Raw genomic sequence first — 21,194 nt, 5'->3', positions numbered from 1 at the left:
GTGCGTTTCCCTCTGAACCCGCCTGCAGCCCCCTCAACAGACATTTACGCGGAAAGGGAGGCCCCGTGGGCGCCTACCCCCGGCTTCCAATGCTCCTGTATGGTCTCGACGGCTTTGAGGATCGTGAAAGCCGCCTTGATGCGAGCCGGAATGGGGTGACAGGGCAGTTGGGGGGCGAACGGCGCAGCACTGGGCCACGACACTAACCTGATGCCATCGGCCTGCGCCTGTTCCAGCAGAGAGGTGTTCTGGACGAGATAGAAGAACGAGATCCGTGGCTGGCTTGACTTGCTGTAAATCGCCACCTCCGGCGGACTATTTCACCCCATTTGACAGGAAGGCTCGCAGTTCAGGCGTCTGCGGATCTTCGAAAAGCTCCTTCGACGGCCCTGTTTCCCAGATCTTGCCTTGGTGCATGAAAACCGTGACATGGGCGACGCGGCGGGCGAAACTCATCTCGTGCGTGACGAGCAACATGGTCATGCCTTCCTTCGCAAGTTGTTCCATCACGAGGAGCACTTCGCCGGTTAGTTCCGGGTCGAGTGCGGAGGTCACCTCATCGAACAGCATCACTTTCGGCCGCATGGCGAGCGACCTTGCAATGGCGACACGTTGTTGCTGACCACCAGACAGCATGTCAGGAAATGCGTCGAACTTCTCCAACAATCCCACTTGGGCCAGAACCCGTCGCGCGATGGCTTCCGCCTCCGCCGGTTTGACGCCTTGGGTAATCGTGGGGGACAGCTTGATGTTCTGGCTAACGGTCAGATGAGGAAAGAGATTGTAGCTCTGGAATACGATACCAACGTCCTTACGCAACGCGCGCAGCCTGGCCGCTTCTTGCCGGACGTCGTGGCCGGCGACGGTGATGGTGCCGGACTGGAACGCTTCGAGCCCATTTATGCAGCGCAACATAGTGCTCTTGCCGGAGCCGCTCCGTCCAATGATGGCGACGACCTGGCCCGATTCGACGCTCAGCGAAACCCCTTTCAGGACTTCAAGGGCGCCGTACCGCTTGTGAACTTGATCAATGGCTACGACCGACATGGAGAACCCTTTCGAGATAGCGGCTTAGGCGAGATAGCGGAAAGCAGATGGCGAAATAAATGGCCGCGACGGTCATAAAGACCTCGAACGGTCTGAACGTCGCGTTGTTGACCAGTTGCCCGGCTCGGGACAGTTCCACGAATCCGACGACGGAGACGATGGAAGTGTTCTTGACGAGTTGAACCAGGAAGCCAACCGTCGGCGGCAGGGAGATACGTAGTGCCTGGGGGAGGATGATATAGCGGTACTGCTGAACACGGGTGAGTGCGAGCGATGCCGATGCTTCCCATTGCTGAAACGGTACCGCCTGGATCGAACCGCGCCAGATTTCGGCGAGATATGCGGACACATAGATTGAAAGCGAGACGGACGCTGCCAGAAGCGGCGGAATTTCAACCCCGGCGATCGACAGCCCGTAATATGACATGAACAGGATCATGAGAACCGGAATGGACTGGATGGTCAGGATATAGACGGCGGCGACATTGCGCAGCACGGCGTTGGTGGCAAGCCGCATGATCGCGAATGTCCCGCCGCCGACTGCGCCGAAGGCAAGGGCGATGGCTGTCAAAACAACCGACCAACCTGCCGAGCGCAAGAGGAACAGAAATTCCGGCCAACCGAAAGTCGACATCAAGCTATCCCTTCCTTGCTGGCAGTGTTCAGGATGGAAACGACCTTCCTGTGGAACAGGTGATGGCCGAGCCAGATCAGCGCAAACTTGAGGACAAGGGCGAGCACGAGATAGCTCAACGTCACGACGATGTAGGTTTCGAAGCTGCGAAAGGTCCGTTGCTCCACGATTGCCGCGGCGCCCGAGAGTTCGGGAACCGAGATGAATGAGCAAATACTCGATGCCAGAAGCATCAGCACGAACTGGCTAGAAAGCGCTGGCCACACCTTCGCGAATGCCTGTTTCATGACGACGTAGCGGAAGACCTGCAACCGGCTCAGCGCCAGGGACAGGCCGGCCTCGATTTGCGACTTGTGGATGGAATCCACGCCGGCGCGAATGATCTCGGTCGCATAGGCGGACAGATTGAGCGTCATCGCGAGAAGTGCCGCCTGCGTGCCGGACATGCGCAGGCCCAGCAACGGCAATCCGAAGAAGATCATGAAGAGCTGCACGAGGAATGGCGTGTTGCGAAGAAGTTCGACATAGGTATCGACAAACAGGCGAACGGCCGCGTTTCCAAGATCGCGCAGTGCCACCAGCACAATCGCCAAGCCGCTGCCGAGCGTTATGGCGCACGCTGACAATCCGATCGTCAGCAGGATACCGCGCAGGATCAGGTCCGACTCCGCGAAAACGGACTCGAAATGAAGTGAAAATTCCATGGGTCAGGCTCCTCCCAAAATTGCCGCCCGCGACCGAAACCGAGCCTCCGATCGCGGGAAGTCACAGGCGCGACTAGAAGGTGGGGAGGGTAGGTAGAGGCGTTCCGACCCATTTGCGGGCGATGGCGTCAAGTTCGCCACTCTGCTTCATCATATAAATGGCATTGTTCAGCCATTGATGCAGTTCGAATGCGTTCTTGCGGACCGTCATCGAATTCGGTTGCATCGAGAAGAAGAACTTTACCTCGGTCGTCGTATCCCCGCGCGAGCGGATGGCCGCGTTGGCCTGGGCATCCGGGCCAGCGATCGCCTGGACCTGGCCGGAGAACAATGCCTGCATCGTGGTTGCATCGTCCTCGAAGCGCAGGATCGTCAGACCCAATTCCTTCTCGCGGCTGACGAATTCCTTTTCCACGCTCGATCCACGGTTGACGCCGACCGTCATCCCCTTGAGATCCTCCCATTTTTCGATCTTGGCGGTCTTGGGAGCATAGATGCCGACCTGGAACGCGCTATAGGGAATCGTGAACATCACCGCCTTGGCGCGTTCCGGGGTTGGTGCAAGCGTTGCCACCAGAAAGTCGACCTTTCCGGACTCCAGGGCCGGAATGCGCGATGGCGGCGTGAGCTGAACCATGGTGACGGGCAGGCCTAGATATTTCCCGACCAAAGCGGCGACATCGGCGTCGTAACCGATCGCATTGCCCTGCGCATCGACGGAACCGAACGGCGGCGCCCCAACCAGGACCCCGATCTTGACGGAGCCACGCTTGACGATATCGTCGACACTCTGCGCGTTGGCAGAGCAGGCCGCCATAAGGCCGGCAGATATCGCCAGCATGGCCACCACTGATTTCATGGAATGCAAGAAGCTCATCACTCTCTCCCTTGTTGATTGAGCTATTCGGAAACTTGTCGATCGAACCCAGGCGGTCTTTTCAACTCCGCCGGACCTCATCCCTGACGATATTGATGCAGCGGCCACCCTCCAGCCGGAGCTTCACGTTGTCGGCGATGGTTCGCTGCCGACGGTGTATGGTACCGTTGGTCCAGCCGGACATGTGCGGCGTCATGACGATGTTGTCGAGTTGATGAAACGGCAACGACGACGGATGTTTCATCGGCGCATCCGCGCTGGGATAAGCATACCAGGTGTCTATTACCGCGCCGCTGATCCGCTTGTCCCTGAGCGCATCGAAAAGCGCCTGCTCATCGATGGTCGGGCCGCGGCCGACATTGAATATGACCGCATCAGGCTTCATGACGGCAAAGGCCGCTGCATCGACGATGCTGCGGGTGGATGGCGTCAGCGGCACCGACACCACGATGAAATCGGCGGTTGGCCAGAACTGGACAAGCTCGTCCAGTGAAAAGGACCGATCGACGAGATCGGAGGTCTCGACGCGGCTACGATTAGCGACGGTGACGCCCATGTCGAAGGCTTTGGCGCGCCGTGCAATGGCTTTGCCGATATGGCCGAACCCGACCAGGCCGACGGTCTTGCCCGACATTTCGCCGTGGACACGGTCGGGAGCGCCGGACCAGTATGCCCATTCGCCGTTTCGCAGCTTGCGATCGGCCGCCTGGAGCGGGACGTGCCTGCTCAACATGGCGGCAAAGACATATTCCGCGATCGCCGGATCGTGGCCGAAGCAGTTGCAGACGACCGCTCCATCCGGGAGCAGAGACAGATCGACCGCATCGAACCCGGCGCCCGGAACATGAAACAGCGAGAGTTTTTCGGGCGTAGGCAGCGACGCGTCAAATTTGACGCCGACGATGAATTCGGCTTGCGCGTAAATCCTGCGCTCCGCCTCGGTGCTAAGCACGTCGGGCAGAACCGCGACTTCGCCGATCCCCGCGACATAACTGGTGAAATCCTCGCTGAAACACGCGGCATTCTCACCGTGGAAAACGATCCTTGGCGACATACGAAGTCCTCCCCCATGGATAAGCTAAAGACTGAAGATCGGCTCGATGCTGCAATCGAGAAGGCGAGGATCGATACCTGCTTCCATCTCATCGAACATCGATTCGACGAATCCCATCAGAGCGTCGGTGGCCGCCACAGCCGTATCGAGATGCCGGTTCGCCACCGCGTTGAGCACCGAAAGATGACAATCGACCGTCTGGGTCAAATCGGGCTTTCCAAGCGTGTGGGTGTGGTGAATGAAGCCGATGCGCCGGTAGATCGTGTGCAGGGGGCGCAGCGTGTGGACAAGAAACGGTTCGCCTGCAGCCGACAGAAGAATCTCGTCAATGCGCCGGTCCAGCACGTTGAATTCATCCAGCGTAATATTGCTTCGTCTTTCCCTGAGGGCACGCTCGATATGAAGCATCTGGTTGCGATGCGATAGGTTGGAGCGCTCGATGGCGAGCTTGACGACAAAACGCTCGACGTCGCGCCGCAGCTGCAAAAGCATACGCTCCCTGGAGAGGTCGATAGGGGCGACCCTAAGGCCGTGGCGCGGGAGGATGACCAGCAGAGTATCAGCGGCCAGCCGGCTGACGGCATTGTGGACAGGTGTGCGGCCAAAACCCGTCATATCCTGAAGCTCTTGAAGGGTGAGTTGGCGACCCGGCTTCAGTTCGCAATTGATAAGAAGCTCCTCGATCCTCTGATAGGCAAGCTCGAGAAAATTCACTCGGTTTGCGCGGGCCGGCTTTCCCCCTTCCACCACGAGCTGGGGCCTGCTTTTGTGTCTGGCCATGAACGGTCTCCTCCCCCCACGACGGCAAAACTCTGTTCTGCGTTCAAAAATGTTTTAAAACATGTTGTGAAATTTTACAAGCGATATTATCGTTGATGCGGAAGAGCCGAAGCCTTGCTTCAATGGGTCAGAACGCGCGCCGGCATCGCCCGGCACGAGGAGGAGGAGAGGATGAAGATTGTTTCGCTAGAAACATTGCGAACCGACGAGTTCGCTAATGTTCTATGGGTGCGCGTCCACACGGACGCCGGGGTGATCGGCCTTGGCGAGACTTTTTACGGCGCCGGCGCGGTCGAGGCACATATTCACGACACCCTGGCGATGCGCCTTCTGGGCAAGAACCCCCTGAACATCGAGGCCTTGCACAGGGAGATGACCAACCTGCCCATGGCCCAGGCTTCCACCGGTGTGGAATCGCGGGCAACTTCTGCAATCGACATTGCGCTGTGGGATCTGTTCGGCAAAGTATGCTCCCAGCCGGTGCACCAGATGCTGGGAGGCCTTTGCCGCGACAAACAGCGAATCTACAACACCTGCGCGGGCTACAAATATGTACGCTCACAGAATATCAAACCGGTATCCACCTGGAACCTGGGCGATGTCAGTGGGCCCTACGAAGATCTGGACGGCTTCATGAATCGCGCCGATGCGGTGGCCGAAAGCCTGCTGGAAAGCGGAATTACCGCCATGAAGATCTGGCCGTTCGACCCGGCGGCCATTGAGAACCACGGCGCGTATATCACGCCGGCGCAGATGAAGACGGCGATCGAGCCGTTCGAGAAGATCCGCAAGGCCGTCGGCGACAGGATCGAGATCATGGTCGAGTTCCATTCGCTCTGGAACCTTCCGGCCGCCATCCAGATCGCGCGGGCGCTGGAGCCATACAAGCCGACATGGTACGAAGATCCGATCCGAATGAACTCGCCGCAGGCGCTGGCTGAATTTGCCCGCTCAACGACCGTGTCGGTTTGCGCCAGCGAAACGCTCGGATCCCGCTTCCCCTACAAAGACATGCTCGACCGAGATGCCATGCACATCGTCATGGCAGACCTTTGCTGGACCGGCGGACTGACCGAAGGGCGCAAGATCGCCTCTCTTGCAGACACCTATCACCGGCCGTTCGCGCCTCACGACTGTATAGGTCCCGTCGGGTTCATCGCCGCCATCCATGCTTCCTTCAGCCAGCCCAACACCCTGATCCAGGAGTCGGTGCGGGCTTTTTATACCGGCTGGTATAAGGAGCTTGTCGATACGATCCCGGTGATAAAGGACGGTTACGTCCTGCCTATGGAAGGCCCCGGTCTAGGGGTCGATCTCCTGCCGCAGGTTTTCGAACGGCAGGATCTGCACGTTCGTCGTAGCTCCGTGTAAGGAGAGGGCAGACATGACCAATGTTCCACTTTTCAGCCTTCATGGGCGAACTGCACTTGTGACCGGTTCTTCCCGCGGATTGGGCCGCGCCATGGCAGAAGGACTGGCCGGCGCCGGCGCTCGCCTTATCATCAATGGCACCAATGCCGCCCGTGTGGCAGACGCGGTTTCGGAACTCCGGGATGCCGGTCATTCAGCTGACGGCGCCACCTTCGACGTCAACTCCGAAGCAGATATCCTCGGCGCCTTCGAACGTTTCGACACCGAGGGGATTTCGATTGACATTCTTGTCAACAATGCCGGCATCCAGTTTCGCAAGCCGATGGTCGAACTTAAGACCGCCGACTGGCAGCGGGTTATCGACACCAACCTGACCAGCGCCTTCGTGATAGGTCGTGAAGCGGCGACGCGAATGATCGTGCGCGGCCGTGGTAAAATCATCAATATCGGGTCCCTGACGAGCGAACTCGCCCGTGCGACGGTTGCGCCCTACACCGTGGCCAAAGGCGGCATCAAGATGCTGACGCGGGCCATGGCGGCGGAATGGGCTCAGCATGGCATTCAAGCGAATGCTATCGGTCCGGGCTATATGCTCACCGACATGAACCAGGCCCTTGTCGACAATCCTGATTTTGATGCCTGGGTTAAAGGACGCACCCCCGCGAAACGCTGGGGCCGACCGGAGGAATTGGTCGGCGCTGCGGTTTTCCTGGCATCGAGCGCCTCCGACTATGTCAACGGGCAGATTATCTACGTTGATGGCGGGATGTCGGTCGTGCTCTGAGCCCGCTTGGAAGACTTGAAGATCGGAGGGGAAGGACATGCTCGGAATTGTCATACATGCGCCGAAGGATCTGCGGATCGAAGAGGTTGCGTCATCCGTCCTGGCACCTGACGAGGTGAGGGTGAGGGTGGCTACCGGGGGGATTTGCGGGTCCGACCTGCATTATTATCACCACGGCGGGTTTGGCACCGTTCGTATCCGCGAGCCGATGGCGCTGGGCCATGAATTTGCGGGCGTGGTCAGTGAGATTGGCAGTGCGGTTTCGCACTTGGTCCCGGGCATGCGGGTCTCGGTCAATCCAAGTCGTCCATGCGGCGCCTGCCGATATTGTGCTGAAGGGCGCCAGAATCAATGCCTCGACATGCGCTTTATGGGTAGCGCTATGCGTTCGCCGCCTGTGCAGGGCGGTTTCCGGGAATCCGTCGTCGTCCATGAAACCCAGCCCGTCTTGATCGCCGATACGCTATCGATGGGCGAAGCGGCCATGGCCGAACCGCTCGCGGTGTGCTTGCATGCGGCCCATCAGGCCGGTTCATTGCTGGGAAAAAAAGTGCTGATTACCGGTGCCGGGCCGATCGGTATCCTCAGCGTCCTCGTTGCCCGATTTGCCGGCGCAGCGAAGATCGTGGTGACTGACGTCGCGGACGCCCCGCTTTCGTTGGCCCGGCAAATCGGCGCGAACCAGGTCGTCAATGTTGCCAGCGCGGCCGAGGCGCTTGATCCTTATCGTGCCGACAAGGGTTGCTTCGATGTTTTGTTCGAGGCCTCGGGCAATCAGGCCGCTCTTGCCGGCGCTTTGGACCTAGTTCGGCCGGGCGGCATCATTGTGCAGCTTGGACTGGGCGGCGAGATGACGCTTCCTATAAATACCATCGTTGCCAAGGAACTACAGCTTCGAGGGACTTTCCGTTTTCACAGCGAGTTTGCGCAGGCTGTAGAGCTGATGGGGCAACGCCTCATTGACGTCAGGCCCTTGATAACGGCGACATTGCCCTTTAGGGCGGCGGAGGATGCATTTGAGCTTGCCAGCGATCGCACCAGAAGCATGAAAGTTCAGCTCGATTTCAGCGAAGGCCTGTTATGAGAAGTTTGCTCACCGCACCACTGACCGCAGAGGCTTTTCGACCGTTCGGCACGGTATGCGACGTGTCCGATCTCTCTGGTCTGCTGCCGCTGCCATCGGCCTACGAGGCGATCGGCGCAGCCGTGAAACCTATCCTCCAAGTCGTCAAAGTGGAGAGCGTTCCCCGCCAACTGACAATAACCCGCCTCGAGAAGCATCCTTATTCGGCGCAGACTTTTTTGCCGCTCAACATGTCGCCGTCGCTTGTCGTGGTCTGCGAAACCGGTGCTGACGGAGAGCCCAATCTAACGACGCTGAAAGCGTTCGTCGCCCAACCGACTCAGATCGTCACCTACAATCGTGGCGTCCTGCACCATCGTCTAACTCCATTAAAGGCCTCGGCCGATTTTGCCATGACCATGATGAGTTCCGCCGATGGCGATACCGTCCTTTACGATCTATCCACGCCGATCACCGTGTCGAATGCGCCTTGGATCTCGGGCTGAGGATTGGTTTTCGTTGTTCGCAGCCGATATGGCGCGCCATTGGACGATGACGCTACGTCCGGCGAGGTCCACGCAAAACGAGACCGGTAACTTTTCCGGGGTGCGCATGAACTGTTAGTGCCGGCCGGGCCATCTTGGTTGCTTCGATGAAGGAGGCGACGATGGCAGTGGAATGGAAGATCACGATCGAGGGCAAGAATGAGTTCGGCGATATTTGCCGAAAGGAGGTCCGCATCCACAAGAGGTGGGAGCGGCTGTTTGACGGTGACCTCGGCCTGTCGATTGAGGACGGCAAGAAAATTATGGAATCGCTGCAGAACGCCGTCGTGAACCATGAGGCCGAGACCTATTCCCTTTATCGCCGAGTCTGCCCGAATTGCCATACGTTCCGGGCGGTCAAGGATTACACAACGCGCTGCATCAGAACCGTCTTTGGCACAGTGAAGGTTCGCAATCCCCGCTGGATGATGTGCAGCGATTGCTATCCAGGCATGGTGGGTGCGTTCGCGCCGCTGAAGGAAATCTGCCCCGATCGGGCGACGTCTGAGCTGATGGAACTGACGGCACAGCTGGCAAGCGTTATATCCTACAGGCAGGCAGCGAATGTACTCGCCAAGTTTCTCCCTGTTGAGCCAATCGAGACGCACGCGACCGTGCGCAATCGTACCATCAGGGTCGGCGAGCGGATCGACAACCATGTTGCAAATGAAGAATGGCTCGCGACAAGGAAGATGGAGGAGTGACATCAACTCGAAATGCCGCTTCCTGGTGATCATCAGCATCGACACCGCCCACGTTCGTAGCGCGGAACCCAATTCAGCACGAAGCTTCGAGCTTGTTGTAGGCCGATGCGGTCGCGGTGGTAGGGGCGATGCCGGCGGCCGCTATTTCGTCACCGCCAACACCGAGCAGAGGGCAGTCCGGGATCGAACTTGGCATGCGCTTCGACGGGAGGGATATCGCGGTTTTGGCGACGTTATCGTGCTCTCGGATGGCGCTGAAATCCTCAAGCGCCTGCCTCGTGCTCTGCCAAAACCGACAACTCATATTATCGACTGGTTCCAAATTGCCATGCGGGTCCAGGACCATGCAGCAGATCGCGGACTGTATGGTACGATCCCAATCCGGTCTCTCCGAAAGCCTTTCGTCCATCGACAGGGAGATCACAGCCGTAAAATGGCGTCTGTGGCACGGACGTGTCGATCGCGCCATCCGTAGTCTCGAGGGGCTATTGGCACGGCTGAAGCACTCGCAGCAAGAAGACGTTTTCTCGCTCGAAAGGCTTCACAGCCTCGGTTCGCAACTCTTGACCTATATTCGATCGAACCGCGGTGCGATCGTCAACTACGGAAGCGCTACCGAGCCGGGCTTCGTGTCGCCACCACCCTCGCTGAGTCAGCGGTGAACTCGTTGGTCGGCAAGCGGATGCTCAAGAAGCAACAGATGCGCTGGACGCTCAATGGTGCTCACATGCTCATGCAGGTTCGGGCGGTCGAGATCAATGGTGAACTTCGCGATCGATTGCGGGCACCGTTCCGGCAGCCAAGGCTAAACGTGCCTTCCCTGTTCAGCGCCCATGGGTCTGCCTCCTACAGCAGTTCCATAAAAATAACTACGCCACACATGAATGCCTAAGTGTCTGAAGCATTAAGTCTGCCGAGGTCGCTGTTCGAATCCCATCAAGGCGAAACTCTATTTTTAGACGGCCTCATACGTTGAGATAACGCTCGGCCAGGCGTGCCCACATCGCAGCGCCAGTGGTCAGGCTGCCATCGTTGAAGTCGTATTTTGATGAATGCAGGATCTGTGAATTTTTGCCGTTGCCAAGCCGCAGGAAGCTGCCGGGACGATGGTGAAGGAAATAGGCAAAGTCTTCGCTGCCGGGCAGAGGCGGGCAGGTCGAGACATTGTCGGTGCCAACCAGTTCCTCGGCGACCTCGCGTGCGAAGGCCGTCTCCTCCTCGGAATTTACTACAACGGGATAACCGTATTCGTATTCGATCTCGGCGGTGGCGCCGTGCCCTTCGGCAACGCTTGCCGTCAATTTGCGAATGCGCTCCTCGAGGAAAACGCGGATCGCCGGATCGAAGCAGCGCACGCTCATCGAAATCCTGGCATTATTAGGGATGACGTTCGATGCCTCTCCGGCATGAATGGTGCTTACCGTGACGACCGCCGTCTGGGTCGGATCGACATTGCGCGAGACGATCGATTGCAACGTCATCACGAGATTACAGGCGACAAGGACCGGATCGACGGTCAGGTGCGGACGCGAGGCATGTCCGCCCTTGCCGGTGACGGTGATCTTGACGGTGTCGCCGGCGGCCATCATCGGGCCGGATCGAGTGAGCAGCGTGCCGGCCGGCATGCCGGGATGGTTGTGCAGGCCAAAAATAGCGTCGATCGGAAAGCGTTCGAACAGGCCGTCAGCGATCATCCGTTGCGCACCGCTGAATTGGCCTGCTTCCTCAGCAGGCTGGAAGATCAGCGTCACTGTGCCGTTGAAGCGCTTGGTGCGCGCCAAATATTCAGCGGCCCCGAGCAGAACCGTGGTGTGGCCGTCGTGGCCACACGCATGCATCTTGCCGGGCACGGTGCTGGCATAGGCGACGCCAGTCTCTTCTTCGATCGGCAACGCATCCATGTCGGCGCGGATACCGATGCTCCGGGTGCCTTCGCCATTCTTGAGCGTCGCCACAACCCCATGACCGCCGACATTGCGAGTTACCGTGTAACCCCAGCTTTCGAGTTTTTCGGCTACGTATCGGGCAGTTTCGGCCTCTTCGAAAGAGAGTTCCGGATGAGCATGGAGATGCTGGCGGGTCGCCTTCAGCTCGGCTTCCATAGAGTCGAAATCGGCGACGCGGGCGTAGAGATTGTCTTGGCTAGGCATGGAATATCCAGACTTTAAGATTTTGAACAAAAGACCCCGGCCTTTCGGCCGGGGCTAGTCGGGGAGGATTTACAGGAAGCGCGACAGAAAAGCCTGCGTGCGCGTATGCTGCGGGTTGCCGATCACGTCTTCCGGTTTTCCCTGTTCGACGACCACCCCTCCGTCCATGAACACCACCCGGTCGGCCGCTTCACGCGCAAAACTGATCTCGTGGGTGACGACGATCATGGTAAGACCCTGCTTTGCCAGGTCCCGCATGGTCGCCAGCACTTCGCCGACCAGTTCCGGATCGAGCGCCGAGGTTGGCTCATCGAACAGCATCAGCTTTGGCTTGATCGCCAGCGCGCGGGCAATTGCGACGCGTTGTTGCTGGCCGCCGGAAAGCTGCCGCGGGTAGGCATGTGCTTTCTCCGACAGACCGACGCGCTCCAAAAGGCGCTTGGCGTTCTCGATGGCATCCTTGCGGCTCTGACCGTGAACGCCGACCGGCGCCTCGATAATGTTCTGCAAGACCGTCATGTGCGGGTAGAGATTGAACTGCTGGAACACCATGCCAATCTTTCGACGCTGCCTGGCAATGCCGTTGGGCGACAGCCTTTCCAGCCGGTCGTTCTTGACGCGGTAACCGATCTGCTCGCCATCCACCTCGATATATCCCTTCTGGATATCTTCGAGGTGATTGATACAGCGCAGGAAGGTGGATTTGCCCGAGCCGGACGGCCCCAGAACGGCCACGACTTCCCCCGGCATAATGTCGAGGTCGATGCCCTTCAACACTTCGAGCCGCTCGAAGGACTTGTGGACATTACGAGCCTGGACGAGGGGCTTGGTGATATCGACGATGGTCAATGGCTTGCCTCCTCTGTGACGGCTGCTGGCTTGGGCGTGGCGCCATTGCGGCGGTCGCTGCGACCATAATAGGCTTCGATATAGCCCTGACCGATATTCAGCACCGAGGTGATGAGCAGGTACCAGAGGACCGCGACCAGCAGCATCGGGATGATCTCGAAGGTGCGGTTATAGATCGATTGCACCGAGTAAAGCAGATCGGCCATGGCGATGACGCTGACGATCGACGTCGCCTTGATCATGCTGATCAACTGGTTGCCGGTCGGCGGCACAATCGAACGCATCGCCTGCGGAATAATGATCCGCCGCAGGGCTCGCGCCTTGGTCATGCCGAAGGCTTCCGCCGTTTCGGTCTGGCCGCGGTCAACCGACAGAAGGCCGCCGCGGATGACTTCTGCCATATAGGCCGCTTCGTTGAGTGCGAGGCCGACGATCGCCGCGGTCATCGGCGTGATCACAGAATTGGTATCCCAACTGATGAGTGTCGGACCGAAGGGAAGTGAAATCGATATCGCCGGAAACAACGTCGACATGTTGTACCAGAAGATCAGCTGGACGAGCAGCGGCGTGCCGCGGAAGAACCAGATGAACAGCGAGGCGAACGAACTCGCCAGTTTGTCGTCTGACATGCGGGCAATAGCGATCACCAGGCCGAGCGCGACACCGAGGATCATGGCGATCACGGTGAGGCCAAGGCTGACGTAAAGACCGCTCAAAACCGTCGGATCGAAGAAATACCGCGCAACAACCGGCCAGCCGAAGTTTTCATTGGCGGCAATGATCCAGCCGAAGTCGACGACGACCAGCGCAATCACGATCCGGAGGGCGAGAGGGCCAGCCCGGAAAGGCGTGTGAGCCGTCGCCACGTCGCGGAAGTCCGCGGCGCCCGAAGGCGCTGCGTTGTTGTTGCTGGCGGTGCTCATTTGGGAAGCTGCCCGCCAAGGTTGAGGCCGGGCTGCTTGATCATGTTGTTCTCGAGGCCCCATTTCTTCATGATCGCGGCATAGGTGCCATTGTCCATGAGCACCTTGATGGCATCGACGAACACCGGGCCGAGCGGTGAGCCCTTCGGCACGACGGCGCCCTGGAAGATGTCTTCAAAGCCGTTCTTCTGGCCGACGCCGGTCAGTTCCAGCTGGCCGTTCGCCTGGGAGACGAAATAGGTCAGCGGCGCCTGTGAGGAGAAGAAGGCATCGGCGCGCTTGGAACGGACGGCCAGGATCGATGCCGGCTGATCGGTATAGGACTGGACCTCCACCGGTTCCTTGCCGTCAGCCTTGCACTTGTCCGACTGTGCCTTGATCACCCGTTCGGCGGATCCGCCGGCCATGACCGAGATGCGCTGGCCGCAGGACGTGTCCAGCGAGCCAATGCCCTTGGGATTGCCCTTGAGAGTGGCGAAGACCACGAATTCTTGCACCCAATCGACGAAGTCGCTTGCTGCTTCGCGATCCTTGTAGTCGCCGATCGGGCCGAAGGCGAACTGGTAACGGCCCGCGTTGACGCCGGCCAGCAGGGCCGGCAGACCACCGACAGTCGCATGCTCGATCTTGACGCCGAGAACCTGTCCGAGCGCATCGGTCAGGTCGGCACTGGCGCCTGTCATATCGGTGCCGGTGACGATTTCGTAGGGAGGGAACGAACCGTTGTTGACGGAGATCATCTTGCCGGCGGACTTGATGTCTTCCGGCAGGCGATTGTGGAGCGCCTTGTTGACGTCCAGTTTGATGGATGCGTCCTGCGCCCTGGCGACGCCCGCAAGTGCTACGCCGGCGAGGGCGAGAGCGATGAGTTTCTTATGCGACATGGTCATTCCCCTTGTTTTACAAAGCTACGTTTCTTGAGAGAGTAACGTTACAGCTGCCGGTCAGATCCGGCTGCCATCCGTATCGAATGCGAAAAGCTCTTCCGGCGCCATGTGGCGCTTCATGATGCCCTGCGCGTGCAGTTCACTGGCAAAATCGTCGATCATCTTGCGGTTGGCGGCAAATCCGCTGGCATCCCAGCCTTTGGGCAGCTCGCGCGAGGTTTTCAGGACCTCGTCGAACATCCATGGCGTGGTTTCGGCATATTTGCGACGCTTGATGGTCCACATGCGCTGCGACTCGTCGATCAGTTTGCTGACTTCGGCAATTACCCACGGGTTCTCGGCAACGATGTCAGCCTTGATGCCGATCAGGTGCATGCCAGGAACGTATCCCACATCGTCGAAATACCGGCGCTCTTCTGCGCGGAAATCGGCCAGCACCTGACGGAACGGTGAGCCAGGCTCGAAATAGCCATCGGGCATGAAGGGCGTAAAGATCGCATCCAGCCCACCTTCGCGCAAAAGGTCTACCATCGGGCGTTCGCCGGGGCAGGCTTCGATCAGGCCGGGCTGGCCAAAGCCGTCGAGGCGATCGGTGACTGGGTGTGCCTCTGTCAGGCGGCCAGCATACCACATCGCATCCTTGACCCCGACGCCTTCGCGGCGGATAGCCGCACGCGTCCACGTGTTGCCGCTGTCGCGCCATCCGGTGACGCCGATGCGTTTGCCGGCCAGCTGGCCGAGCGTTGTCAGATCGCTGTCGCGAGTGGTCATGATGCAGCGATGGCGGAAGCCGCGCATGATGAAGTTGGGAATGCCAACGACGCTGTCATCGCCGTCGTGGCGAAGCTGGGTATAGCGGCTGAACGAAATCTCGGCGGCCTCGTGGTCGGGGCTCTTGCCGAGATGGGACACAAGCGTTCCGATCCGGTCCACCCGTAAGTCGAGCTTGTCGGAAGCGACATCGCCGAGGATCAGCGGGGTCATATAGTCCCAGTCACGCAGTGCAATTCGAAGGCCCAGTGTCATTCTACATACTCATGTCAGAAAGTGCTTATGAAGAGAGATTAAAATGTTCACATCGTAATGATCAAATGTTATTACGTTATTGAACATTTAAACTGGGTGAGAAAATGAGCGACGCCTACGATTCGATCTGGTTTGCCGAAAAATTAAGCGATCGAACAATTCACGGAATCGCGTTGGAAACCAGTGCCTTGATCAGGGCAGGGGCGCTTCCCGTAGGCGCCAAGCTGCCTCCGATCCGTGATCTCGCTTTTTCGCTCGGTGTCAGCCCGGCGACGATTTCGGAAGCTTGGAGCGAACTCAGACGGCAAAAGATCATTACAGGAAGGGGCCGTAACGGCACCTGGGTCAGTGGTGACCGCTTCATCGCAAAACCAGAGCGTCTTGCGAGTTCCGGCCACTACGGTGCAGATGTGCTCGACCTGACGATGGCCGTTCCCGACCCAAGGCTGCTGCCGACTTTGGAGAAGGCGCTGGCATACGGGGCTTCGGCAGAGAACCTCAACAGCTATGAGCGCAGCCGTATTCTGCCGGAGCTGGAGGCCGAAGTACGCAAGACATGGCCTTATGAACCGGAAGCGATGCTTGCGACCAACGGCGGTTATAATGCAGTGTATACTGCTATTCATGCGCTGGTGACGCCCGGCGCGCCTGTCGCCATCGAAGAACCGACGGCGATGCGGCTCCTCGATATTCTTGAGCATCAGGGTGCACGTATACTACCTGTGAAATGTGACGAGTACGGCCCGCTGCCCTCATCGCTCCAGGATGCGATGCGCTACAAACCGGTCGTTTTCCTGTTTCAGCCGCGGCTGCATTCAGTGACCGGCCGGACAGTGACGCCGCAACGTTTGGGCGAACTGACTGAAGTACTACGTGACAGCGACACCCTCATAATTGAGGATGACGGCATGTCCGATATTTCGGGGGTTGAGCGTCATTCGCTTGGCGCGCAGTTTCCCGATAGGGTCATTCACATCACCTCGTTTTCCAAGACGCTCGGCCCCGATCTTCGTTTGGCGGTATTGTCAGGCACAGCGGCAATCGTTGAACAGATCCAGTCTTATCGTAGTTTTAGTGCCGCCTGGACCAGCCGCGTTCTTCAAGCCGCCGGCGCATGGTTGTTGCGCCAACCGGAAACTTGGGAAGGCATCGCATCTGCCCGGGCTATCTATAAAAAACGACGCGATATGCTCACTAGCGCTCTGCGCGTGCGCGGCCTAACCATCGAAGATGGAGACGGGTTATCTTTGTGGGTGCCGGTGGTCTCTGAGCCCTTTGCAATGGTTACGCTCGCTGCCCGGAATATTGCGGTCAACTCGGGAAGCAAATTCTGCATTGCTCACAGCAATAACATTAGGGTGGCAACGTCGATGTTGGATGAGCGCTCCGAGGATGTAGCTAACGCGATTGCACTCGCCCACATTATGTAGCTGCACACGCTACGCGTTGACAGCTCTGGTGCATGCGGTGTCACAATGTTCCATTGCCGCCCCGAACGCGGTGTTTGTTGATGACGTAGGTACGCGCGGTCGTCACAACGTTCCAATGCGCCTTTGCGCGGATATCGTGGCTTTTGGCACCTAAAAGGTCTTCAACAATTCATGTGGTTCGCTGGCCGGTAGCAGTGACGCCCGTGCAGGTGATGCCGGGAATCGGAGTTCGAATTCCTCGTTTCGGCTTCACCTGTCAATCGGCGTCGTAACGGGACCCCGTATCGGCGTCCAAAAGGAACCCCTGCTTCTGGTTGCAACGGGTCAGCGCGCGTAGGCCCGGAGCTTTTCATTTAGCGCAGGGGCCTGCGGGCGCGGGTTGTTTGCCTTTTCGGCTTTAGCTTTGAGAGCGGTTTTTGAAGCGCCAGGATTCGTTTCCGGTCTCGACGATCTCGCAATGGTGCGTGAGCCGATCGAGCAGAGCGGCGGTCATTTTGGCATCGCCGAATACGGCCGGCCACTCGCCAAAGGCCAGGTTCGTCGTGACGATGATCGATGTCCGCTCGTAGAGCCTACTGATGAGATGGAAGAGGAGCTGGCCGCCGGCCTGGGCAAATGGGAGATAACCGAGTTCGTCCATGATGACGAAGTCGAGCCTGGTGATGAAGTCGGCCAGCCGCCCCTGTTTGCCGCTACGTGCCTCCGTCTCAAGCCGATTGACGAGGTCGACGACGTTGAAGAAGCGCCCGCGTGCTCCGTTGCGGATCAGGGCGCGTGCAAGCGCGATGGACAGGTGGGACTTTCCCGTGTCGAGACCGATGGTTGTGATCAAAGTCATGAGAAGGCTCCATGCTCTTCGCCGAACCACACGCTCGGCACCTGGATTCAGGATAGGGTGGGAGCAGAGCCGTTCCACAACATCAAATCGCCTGACCGCTAATTCATAGGACACCGTGTTGAACCACGGGGGTCGTTATGGCGGCTAAGCGTTATGAACTGAGTGATGGGTAGTGGACGAAGATCGTGTCCTTGTTGCCGGGCAAGGTGGGCGATCCGGGGCGTACAGGCTCGGATAACCGTTTGTTTATCAATGGTTGCCTCTGGGTTTTGCGCTCCGGCGCACATTGGCGCGATCTGCCGGAGCGGTATGGCAAGTGGAAGACGGTGCATAAGCGCTTCAGCCGCTGGTGCCATGCTGGCATCTGGGAGCAGGTGTTCGAGACGCTGACGGCCGATCGTGACAACCAATACCTGATGATCGACAGCACGATCGTCCGTGCCCATCAGCAGGCAGCTTCCGGAAAAGGGGGGCCAATTCCGGAAAAGGGGGGCCAAGGATCAGGCGTTGGGGCGCTCCCGAGGCGGACTGACCACCAAGATCCACATGCTGGCCGATGCGCTGGGCCGACCGTTGCGTTTCATCGTGACTGCCGGTCAGGTCGGCGACATCACGCAAGCGCCGGCTCTTCTGGAGGGCCAGAGCGGCAATGCCGTGCTGGCTGACAAAGCCTATGACAGCAATGCCTTGCGGGAAACGATTGCCGACATGGGAGCCGAGGCGGTGATCCCGTCAAACCGCTCGCGCAAGATTATTATTCCGCACGATGAACTCCTCTACAAACAGCGCAACCGCATCGAGCGGCGCTTTAACCGAATGAAGCACTTCCGCCGCTTCGCCACCCGCTACGACCGCAGAACCATTCACTTGTCGCGGATCAGCCGGTCGGCAGCTTTGTACCAATAGTGGCATTTCCAGTCCGGCATCACGGTGGAAGACACCGAGCTGGAATAGGTCTCCCCACGATATCGACCTGCTTGCCTCGATCGTTCAGGTCGAGGGCAATTCGCGTCAGATCTGCCGGTTTTGGGGCGGCATCAGCCGTCAGTTTGCAGCGCTGGAATCAACGGCAATGACGGCGAGGTGCATCAACCGATTTTCGCGGCATCGTCCTGGAGAACCGCGCCGCTATCCTCAAGCTCCGGCGGTGCCCCTATCGATTGTCGTTTGATGAGCGTGGTTGCGAGTACCCGGCAGCGTGGCGTATCGCCCATACCGGTAATACGCCGGACAAGGATCTGCGCGCTTTCAAATCCCAGCTCGTAGACCGGCTGAGCGATGACCGTAATCGGCGGGCTGGTCACGCTTGTCCAGTCGGCATCGTGGAAAGCGACGAGCGACAGATCGCCGGGGATGGACATTCCCAATCTGCGGAGGGTTTTGAACACTTCAAGCGCCACCACAGTATCAGACGCCAGTATGGCAGTCGGCCTGTCGGCGCCCTGAAGCAATTCGGCAATGATCTTGTCACCCAGACCGCGACGGTGGGCACCGAGCCGGATATAACGTTCCGGATGCTGGATGCCGGCTGAGCGGCTTGCCGCGACAACGCCCTCTATTCTCTCCATCACCGTGCTGAGGTTGATCTGGTGCGGTCCCCGGTAGATCGGGTCCTCCGATTCCGTGGCAGAGATGTAGGCGATACGGCGATGGCCAGCCTCGATCAGGGCTCGGGTAGCGGCCTCCGCCGCCTGCCGGTCGTCCGTGACGACGGCATCGACCGCAAGATCCGGGATGGTCCGGTCCAGAAGGACGAGAGGTCGGCCCGATCGTTGGACCTCGTGCAGATGCTGGGTCTCGAATACCGAAGCTGGCGTAACGATCAATCCGTCCACCCGCTTGCCCATCAGGACGCGTACGGCAGCCTTTTCCTTGGCGGCATCCTCGCCGGAATTGGACAGGATGACATCGAATCCGGCAGCGTGAGCCGCATCGCTGATCCCGCGCACGGCCTGACCGAAATAAGGGTTTTCGATGTCGCCGACGACGACGCCTATCGTCTTCGACTTTCCAGTCGTCATACTGCGCGCAAGCTCGTTGGCCTGATAACCGAGCCTCTTTGCGGCTTCGCGAACCTTCTCCTTCACGACAGGGCTTGCCGTGCCGTAGCTGCCCAGAACACGTGCGGCCGTCGCCTTGGACACGCCCGCGCTCTGGGCAACGTCCGAGATGGTTACCAGCCGCTTTGACGCCGTTCTCTTCATCATGGGTCCGTGACATAGGCTGAGAAAAAAACGGCGTCAAGAAAATCACACCATTGACATGTGAGACCGGTCTCAAATACGGTTGATACCGGTCTCATTTGGAAATACCGGCGCTTTTGCGCCTTGGATAGACGAAGGCCCTGCGGCAATCAAAGACGAAGGAATATGCATTTGACAGCCCCATCCTCAGGCAAGCGGGTCGCCGTCATCGGCGGCGGTATTTTTGGTGTTTCTTCGGCGGTTCATCTGGCCCGGCTCGGCGTGCACGTCACTCTTGTCACGGAAGGGGCGCTCGCCAGCGGCGCGTCCGGTCGGTCCCTTGCATGGCTCAATTCGGCACGTTTCCGCTCCGCCGAATATCACCGTCTTCGGGTTATCGGCATCGATCGCTACCGGACGCTGGCAAGCCGCAATGAAGGAGCTGCGTGGCTTCGCTTCGACGGTGGCCTGACATGGGATGCGGACGACGCGTCGAACCGGATTGCCGAAGCCTACGCTCACGAGCAGGCGATCGGTTATGACTGCCAGCTTCTTGACGCAGCAGACGTGGCGAAGATCACGCCCGGCATCAACGCGGCCGCGATTTCGCGTCAGGGCGCGATTTTCAATCCGGGTGAGGGCTGGGTGGATCTACCTTCCCTGATCGACATCCTGGTGCAGGAATTCAAAACCCTCGGCGGCCAGGTGGTAACCCGTGCCGGCAAAGCCGTCGCCAATATCAAAGCCGGACGTGCGGCAGGGGTCTCGACTGCAAACGGCATGCATATAGAGGCGGATGCGGTTCTCGTCGCCACCGGTGCGGCCGTGCCTGACATGGCAAAACAGGCAGGCCATATCATTGCCGATGACACGCCGATCGCGCTTCTTGTCAAATCGAAGCCTTTCAAGCTCGCAGTTCGCGCCGTTCTCAATACACCGAACGTGGCGCTGCGCCCCACGCCGGACGGCGCCATCGTCTGCGATTCCGCATGGTCGGAGGAGGAACTCAATCGTGGACCCGATGGGACTTACGAGGTGAAGGATGAGACGCTTCGTCGCCTTCTTTCGGAAGCCTCGAACGTGCTCGAAGGCAACCCCGCGCTGGAACTGGAGAGCTATCATTGCGGACCGAAGCCCGTGCCGGGCGACGGGGAGTCGGTGATCGGCCCGCTCGAGGGCATCCCGGGCTATTTCGTCGCATTCAGCCATAGCGGCGCGACGCTGGGGCTGATTACCGGCGAGCTCATCGCCCGTGAAATCATGACCGGTGAGATGAGCCCTCTGCTTGCAAGTTTCCGGCCGGCCCGTTTCGCGCAGAAAAGTCAGGCTTTGGCCTCGTAAGCCG

At 59.1% G+C, this 21,194-nt stretch carries 19 protein-coding genes and 2 pseudogenes; 8 read left to right on the top strand and 13 right to left on the bottom strand.

Annotated elements, in window-relative coordinates; translation table 11 throughout:
• Positions 1-315 precede the first annotated feature (315 nt).
• The 6 genes from AC1DLT_RS01390 to AC1DLT_RS01365 form a co-directional block, all read right to left on the bottom strand.
• Positions 316-1,047: an amino acid ABC transporter ATP-binding protein gene (locus AC1DLT_RS01390; RefSeq protein WP_247035475.1), complete on the bottom strand. Its 732-nt coding sequence runs from the start codon at positions 1,045-1,047 to the stop codon at positions 316-318.
• Complete coding sequence (locus AC1DLT_RS01385; protein WP_247035477.1) at positions 1,028-1,681, bottom strand: amino acid ABC transporter permease; 654 nt, start codon at positions 1,679-1,681, stop codon at positions 1,028-1,030. The genes AC1DLT_RS01390 and AC1DLT_RS01385 overlap by 20 nt, the downstream gene beginning before the upstream one ends.
• Positions 1,681-2,385: an amino acid ABC transporter permease gene (locus AC1DLT_RS01380; protein WP_247035479.1), complete on the bottom strand. Its 705-nt coding sequence runs from the start codon at positions 2,383-2,385 to the stop codon at positions 1,681-1,683. Before AC1DLT_RS01380 ends, AC1DLT_RS01385 begins: the two co-directional genes overlap by 1 nt.
• Before the next feature lie 73 nt (positions 2,386-2,458).
• A complete protein-coding gene (locus AC1DLT_RS01375) occupies positions 2,459-3,262 on the bottom strand; it encodes a transporter substrate-binding domain-containing protein (RefSeq protein ID WP_477485628.1) in 804 nt (267 codons plus the stop codon).
• A 61-nt stretch (positions 3,263-3,323) separates the two neighbouring features.
• The gene (locus AC1DLT_RS01370) at positions 3,324-4,316 is read right to left on the bottom strand and encodes a 2-hydroxyacid dehydrogenase (protein WP_477485627.1); all 993 of its coding nucleotides are present in this window, start codon (positions 4,314-4,316) and stop codon (positions 3,324-3,326) included.
• A gap of 24 nt (positions 4,317-4,340) precedes the next feature.
• A complete protein-coding gene (locus AC1DLT_RS01365) occupies positions 4,341-5,096 on the bottom strand; it encodes a GntR family transcriptional regulator (protein ID WP_247035484.1) in 756 nt (251 codons plus the stop codon).
• 171 nt (positions 5,097-5,267) lie between these two features.
• Here AC1DLT_RS01365 and AC1DLT_RS01360 point away from each other — a divergent pair, with 171 nt between their 5' ends.
• The 5 genes and pseudogenes from AC1DLT_RS01360 to AC1DLT_RS01340 form a co-directional block, all read left to right on the top strand.
• Complete coding sequence (locus tag AC1DLT_RS01360) at positions 5,268-6,467, top strand: mandelate racemase/muconate lactonizing enzyme family protein (RefSeq protein ID WP_477485626.1); 1,200 nt, start codon at positions 5,268-5,270, stop codon at positions 6,465-6,467.
• 13 nt (positions 6,468-6,480) lie between these two features.
• On the top strand, positions 6,481-7,251 hold the full coding sequence (locus tag AC1DLT_RS01355) for an SDR family oxidoreductase (protein ID WP_477485625.1): 771 nt from the start codon (positions 6,481-6,483) through the stop codon (positions 7,249-7,251).
• A gap of 37 nt (positions 7,252-7,288) precedes the next feature.
• The gene (locus AC1DLT_RS01350) at positions 7,289-8,335 is read left to right on the top strand and encodes an L-idonate 5-dehydrogenase (RefSeq protein ID WP_477485624.1); all 1,047 of its coding nucleotides are present in this window, start codon (positions 7,289-7,291) and stop codon (positions 8,333-8,335) included.
• Positions 8,332-8,820 carry an ureidoglycolate lyase gene (locus tag AC1DLT_RS01345; RefSeq protein WP_477485623.1) on the top strand — a complete coding sequence of 163 codons (489 nt, stop codon included), beginning with the start codon at positions 8,332-8,334 and terminating at the stop codon, positions 8,818-8,820. Before AC1DLT_RS01350 ends, AC1DLT_RS01345 begins: the two co-directional genes overlap by 4 nt.
• Positions 8,821-8,981: 161 nt before the next feature.
• A pseudogene (locus tag AC1DLT_RS01340) lies at positions 8,982-10,374 on the top strand (ISKra4 family transposase); the annotation flags it as partial.
• A gap of 154 nt (positions 10,375-10,528) precedes the next feature.
• On the opposite strand, the gene AC1DLT_RS01335 reads toward AC1DLT_RS01340, so the two are convergent.
• The 5 genes from AC1DLT_RS01335 to AC1DLT_RS01315 all read right to left on the bottom strand — a co-directional run bounded on the left by AC1DLT_RS01335 (position 10,529) and on the right by AC1DLT_RS01315 (position 15,398).
• Entirely contained in the window at positions 10,529-11,713 is a 1,185-nt protein-coding gene (locus AC1DLT_RS01335; protein WP_477485622.1) for a M20 aminoacylase family protein, read from the bottom strand.
• Positions 11,714-11,782: 69 nt separating this feature from the next.
• Positions 11,783-12,562: an amino acid ABC transporter ATP-binding protein gene (locus AC1DLT_RS01330; protein ID WP_477485621.1), complete on the bottom strand. Its 780-nt coding sequence runs from the start codon at positions 12,560-12,562 to the stop codon at positions 11,783-11,785.
• Positions 12,559-13,485: an amino acid ABC transporter permease gene (locus AC1DLT_RS01325; protein WP_477485620.1), complete on the bottom strand. Its 927-nt coding sequence runs from the start codon at positions 13,483-13,485 to the stop codon at positions 12,559-12,561. Before AC1DLT_RS01325 ends, AC1DLT_RS01330 begins: the two co-directional genes overlap by 4 nt.
• Positions 13,482-14,369 (bottom strand): ABC transporter substrate-binding protein, encoded by an 888-nt coding sequence (locus AC1DLT_RS01320; protein ID WP_247035503.1) that lies wholly within the window; start codon positions 14,367-14,369, stop codon positions 13,482-13,484. The genes AC1DLT_RS01325 and AC1DLT_RS01320 overlap by 4 nt, the downstream gene beginning before the upstream one ends.
• Before the next feature lie 60 nt (positions 14,370-14,429).
• Entirely contained in the window at positions 14,430-15,398 is a 969-nt protein-coding gene (locus AC1DLT_RS01315; RefSeq protein WP_477485619.1) for a substrate-binding domain-containing protein, read from the bottom strand.
• Between the two features lie 104 nt (positions 15,399-15,502).
• Between AC1DLT_RS01315 and AC1DLT_RS01310 the strand changes: the two genes are divergently transcribed.
• Positions 15,503-16,828, top strand: coding sequence for an aminotransferase-like domain-containing protein (locus AC1DLT_RS01310; RefSeq protein WP_477485618.1), 1,326 nt, complete (start codon positions 15,503-15,505; stop codon positions 16,826-16,828).
• 397 nt (positions 16,829-17,225) lie between these two features.
• On the opposite strand, the pseudogene AC1DLT_RS01305 reads toward AC1DLT_RS01310, so the two are convergent.
• Positions 17,226-17,645, bottom strand: a pseudogene (locus AC1DLT_RS01305) (ATP-binding protein); the annotation flags it as partial.
• A gap of 203 nt (positions 17,646-17,848) precedes the next feature.
• Between AC1DLT_RS01305 and AC1DLT_RS01300 the strand changes: the two are divergent.
• Positions 17,849-18,572, top strand: a protein-coding gene (locus tag AC1DLT_RS01300) for an IS5 family transposase (RefSeq protein WP_477485984.1) whose coding sequence is annotated in 2 segments (ribosomal slippage) — positions 17,849-18,168 and positions 18,167-18,572 — 726 coding nt in all. Because the reading frame shifts where the segments join, the coding sequence is not laid out codon by codon here.
• A 182-nt stretch (positions 18,573-18,754) separates the two neighbouring features.
• Here AC1DLT_RS01300 and AC1DLT_RS01295 read toward each other — a convergent pair.
• Positions 18,755-19,873, bottom strand: coding sequence for a LacI family DNA-binding transcriptional regulator (locus AC1DLT_RS01295; protein ID WP_247035071.1), 1,119 nt, complete (start codon positions 19,871-19,873; stop codon positions 18,755-18,757).
• A 168-nt stretch (positions 19,874-20,041) separates the two neighbouring features.
• On the opposite strand from AC1DLT_RS01295, the gene AC1DLT_RS01290 reads away from it, so the two are divergent.
• Positions 20,042-21,190: an NAD(P)/FAD-dependent oxidoreductase gene (locus tag AC1DLT_RS01290; protein ID WP_477485617.1), complete on the top strand. Its 1,149-nt coding sequence runs from the start codon at positions 20,042-20,044 to the stop codon at positions 21,188-21,190.
• Positions 21,191-21,194: the final 4 nt, after the last annotated feature.

The organism is Neorhizobium sp. 05N33 (assembly GCF_056397445.1).
This window is presented reverse-complemented; position numbering and strand designations above follow the sequence as displayed.

Bases quoted from the DNA above. Each gene is read 5' to 3' on its own strand.
- AC1DLT_RS01390 (WP_247035475.1), bottom strand. From the start codon at position 1,047: ATGTCGGTCGTAGCCATTGATCAAGTTCACAAGCGGTACGGCGCCCTT.
- AC1DLT_RS01385 (WP_247035477.1), bottom strand. From the start codon at position 1,681: ATGTCGACTTTCGGTTGGCCGGAATTTCTGTTCCTCTTGCGCTCGGCA.
- AC1DLT_RS01380 (WP_247035479.1), bottom strand. From the start codon at position 2,385: ATGGAATTTTCACTTCATTTCGAGTCCGTTTTCGCGGAGTCGGACCTG.
- AC1DLT_RS01375 (WP_477485628.1), bottom strand. From the start codon at position 3,262: ATGAGCTTCTTGCATTCCATGAAATCAGTGGTGGCCATGCTGGCGATA.
- AC1DLT_RS01370 (WP_477485627.1), bottom strand. From the start codon at position 4,316: ATGTCGCCAAGGATCGTTTTCCACGGTGAGAATGCCGCGTGTTTCAGC.
- AC1DLT_RS01365 (WP_247035484.1), bottom strand. From the start codon at position 5,096: ATGGCCAGACACAAAAGCAGGCCCCAGCTCGTGGTGGAAGGGGGAAAG.
- AC1DLT_RS01360 (WP_477485626.1), top strand. From the start codon at position 5,268: ATGAAGATTGTTTCGCTAGAAACATTGCGAACCGACGAGTTCGCTAAT.
- AC1DLT_RS01355 (WP_477485625.1), top strand. From the start codon at position 6,481: ATGACCAATGTTCCACTTTTCAGCCTTCATGGGCGAACTGCACTTGTG.
- AC1DLT_RS01350 (WP_477485624.1), top strand. From the start codon at position 7,289: ATGCTCGGAATTGTCATACATGCGCCGAAGGATCTGCGGATCGAAGAG.
- AC1DLT_RS01345 (WP_477485623.1), top strand. From the start codon at position 8,332: ATGAGAAGTTTGCTCACCGCACCACTGACCGCAGAGGCTTTTCGACCG.
- AC1DLT_RS01335 (WP_477485622.1), bottom strand. From the start codon at position 11,713: ATGCCTAGCCAAGACAATCTCTACGCCCGCGTCGCCGATTTCGACTCT.
- AC1DLT_RS01325 (WP_477485620.1), bottom strand. From the start codon at position 13,485: ATGAGCACCGCCAGCAACAACAACGCAGCGCCTTCGGGCGCCGCGGAC.
- AC1DLT_RS01320 (WP_247035503.1), bottom strand. From the start codon at position 14,369: ATGTCGCATAAGAAACTCATCGCTCTCGCCCTCGCCGGCGTAGCACTT.
- AC1DLT_RS01315 (WP_477485619.1), bottom strand. From the start codon at position 15,398: ATGACACTGGGCCTTCGAATTGCACTGCGTGACTGGGACTATATGACC.
- AC1DLT_RS01310 (WP_477485618.1), top strand. From the start codon at position 15,503: ATGAGCGACGCCTACGATTCGATCTGGTTTGCCGAAAAATTAAGCGAT.
- AC1DLT_RS01295 (WP_247035071.1), bottom strand. From the start codon at position 19,873: ATGATGAAGAGAACGGCGTCAAAGCGGCTGGTAACCATCTCGGACGTT.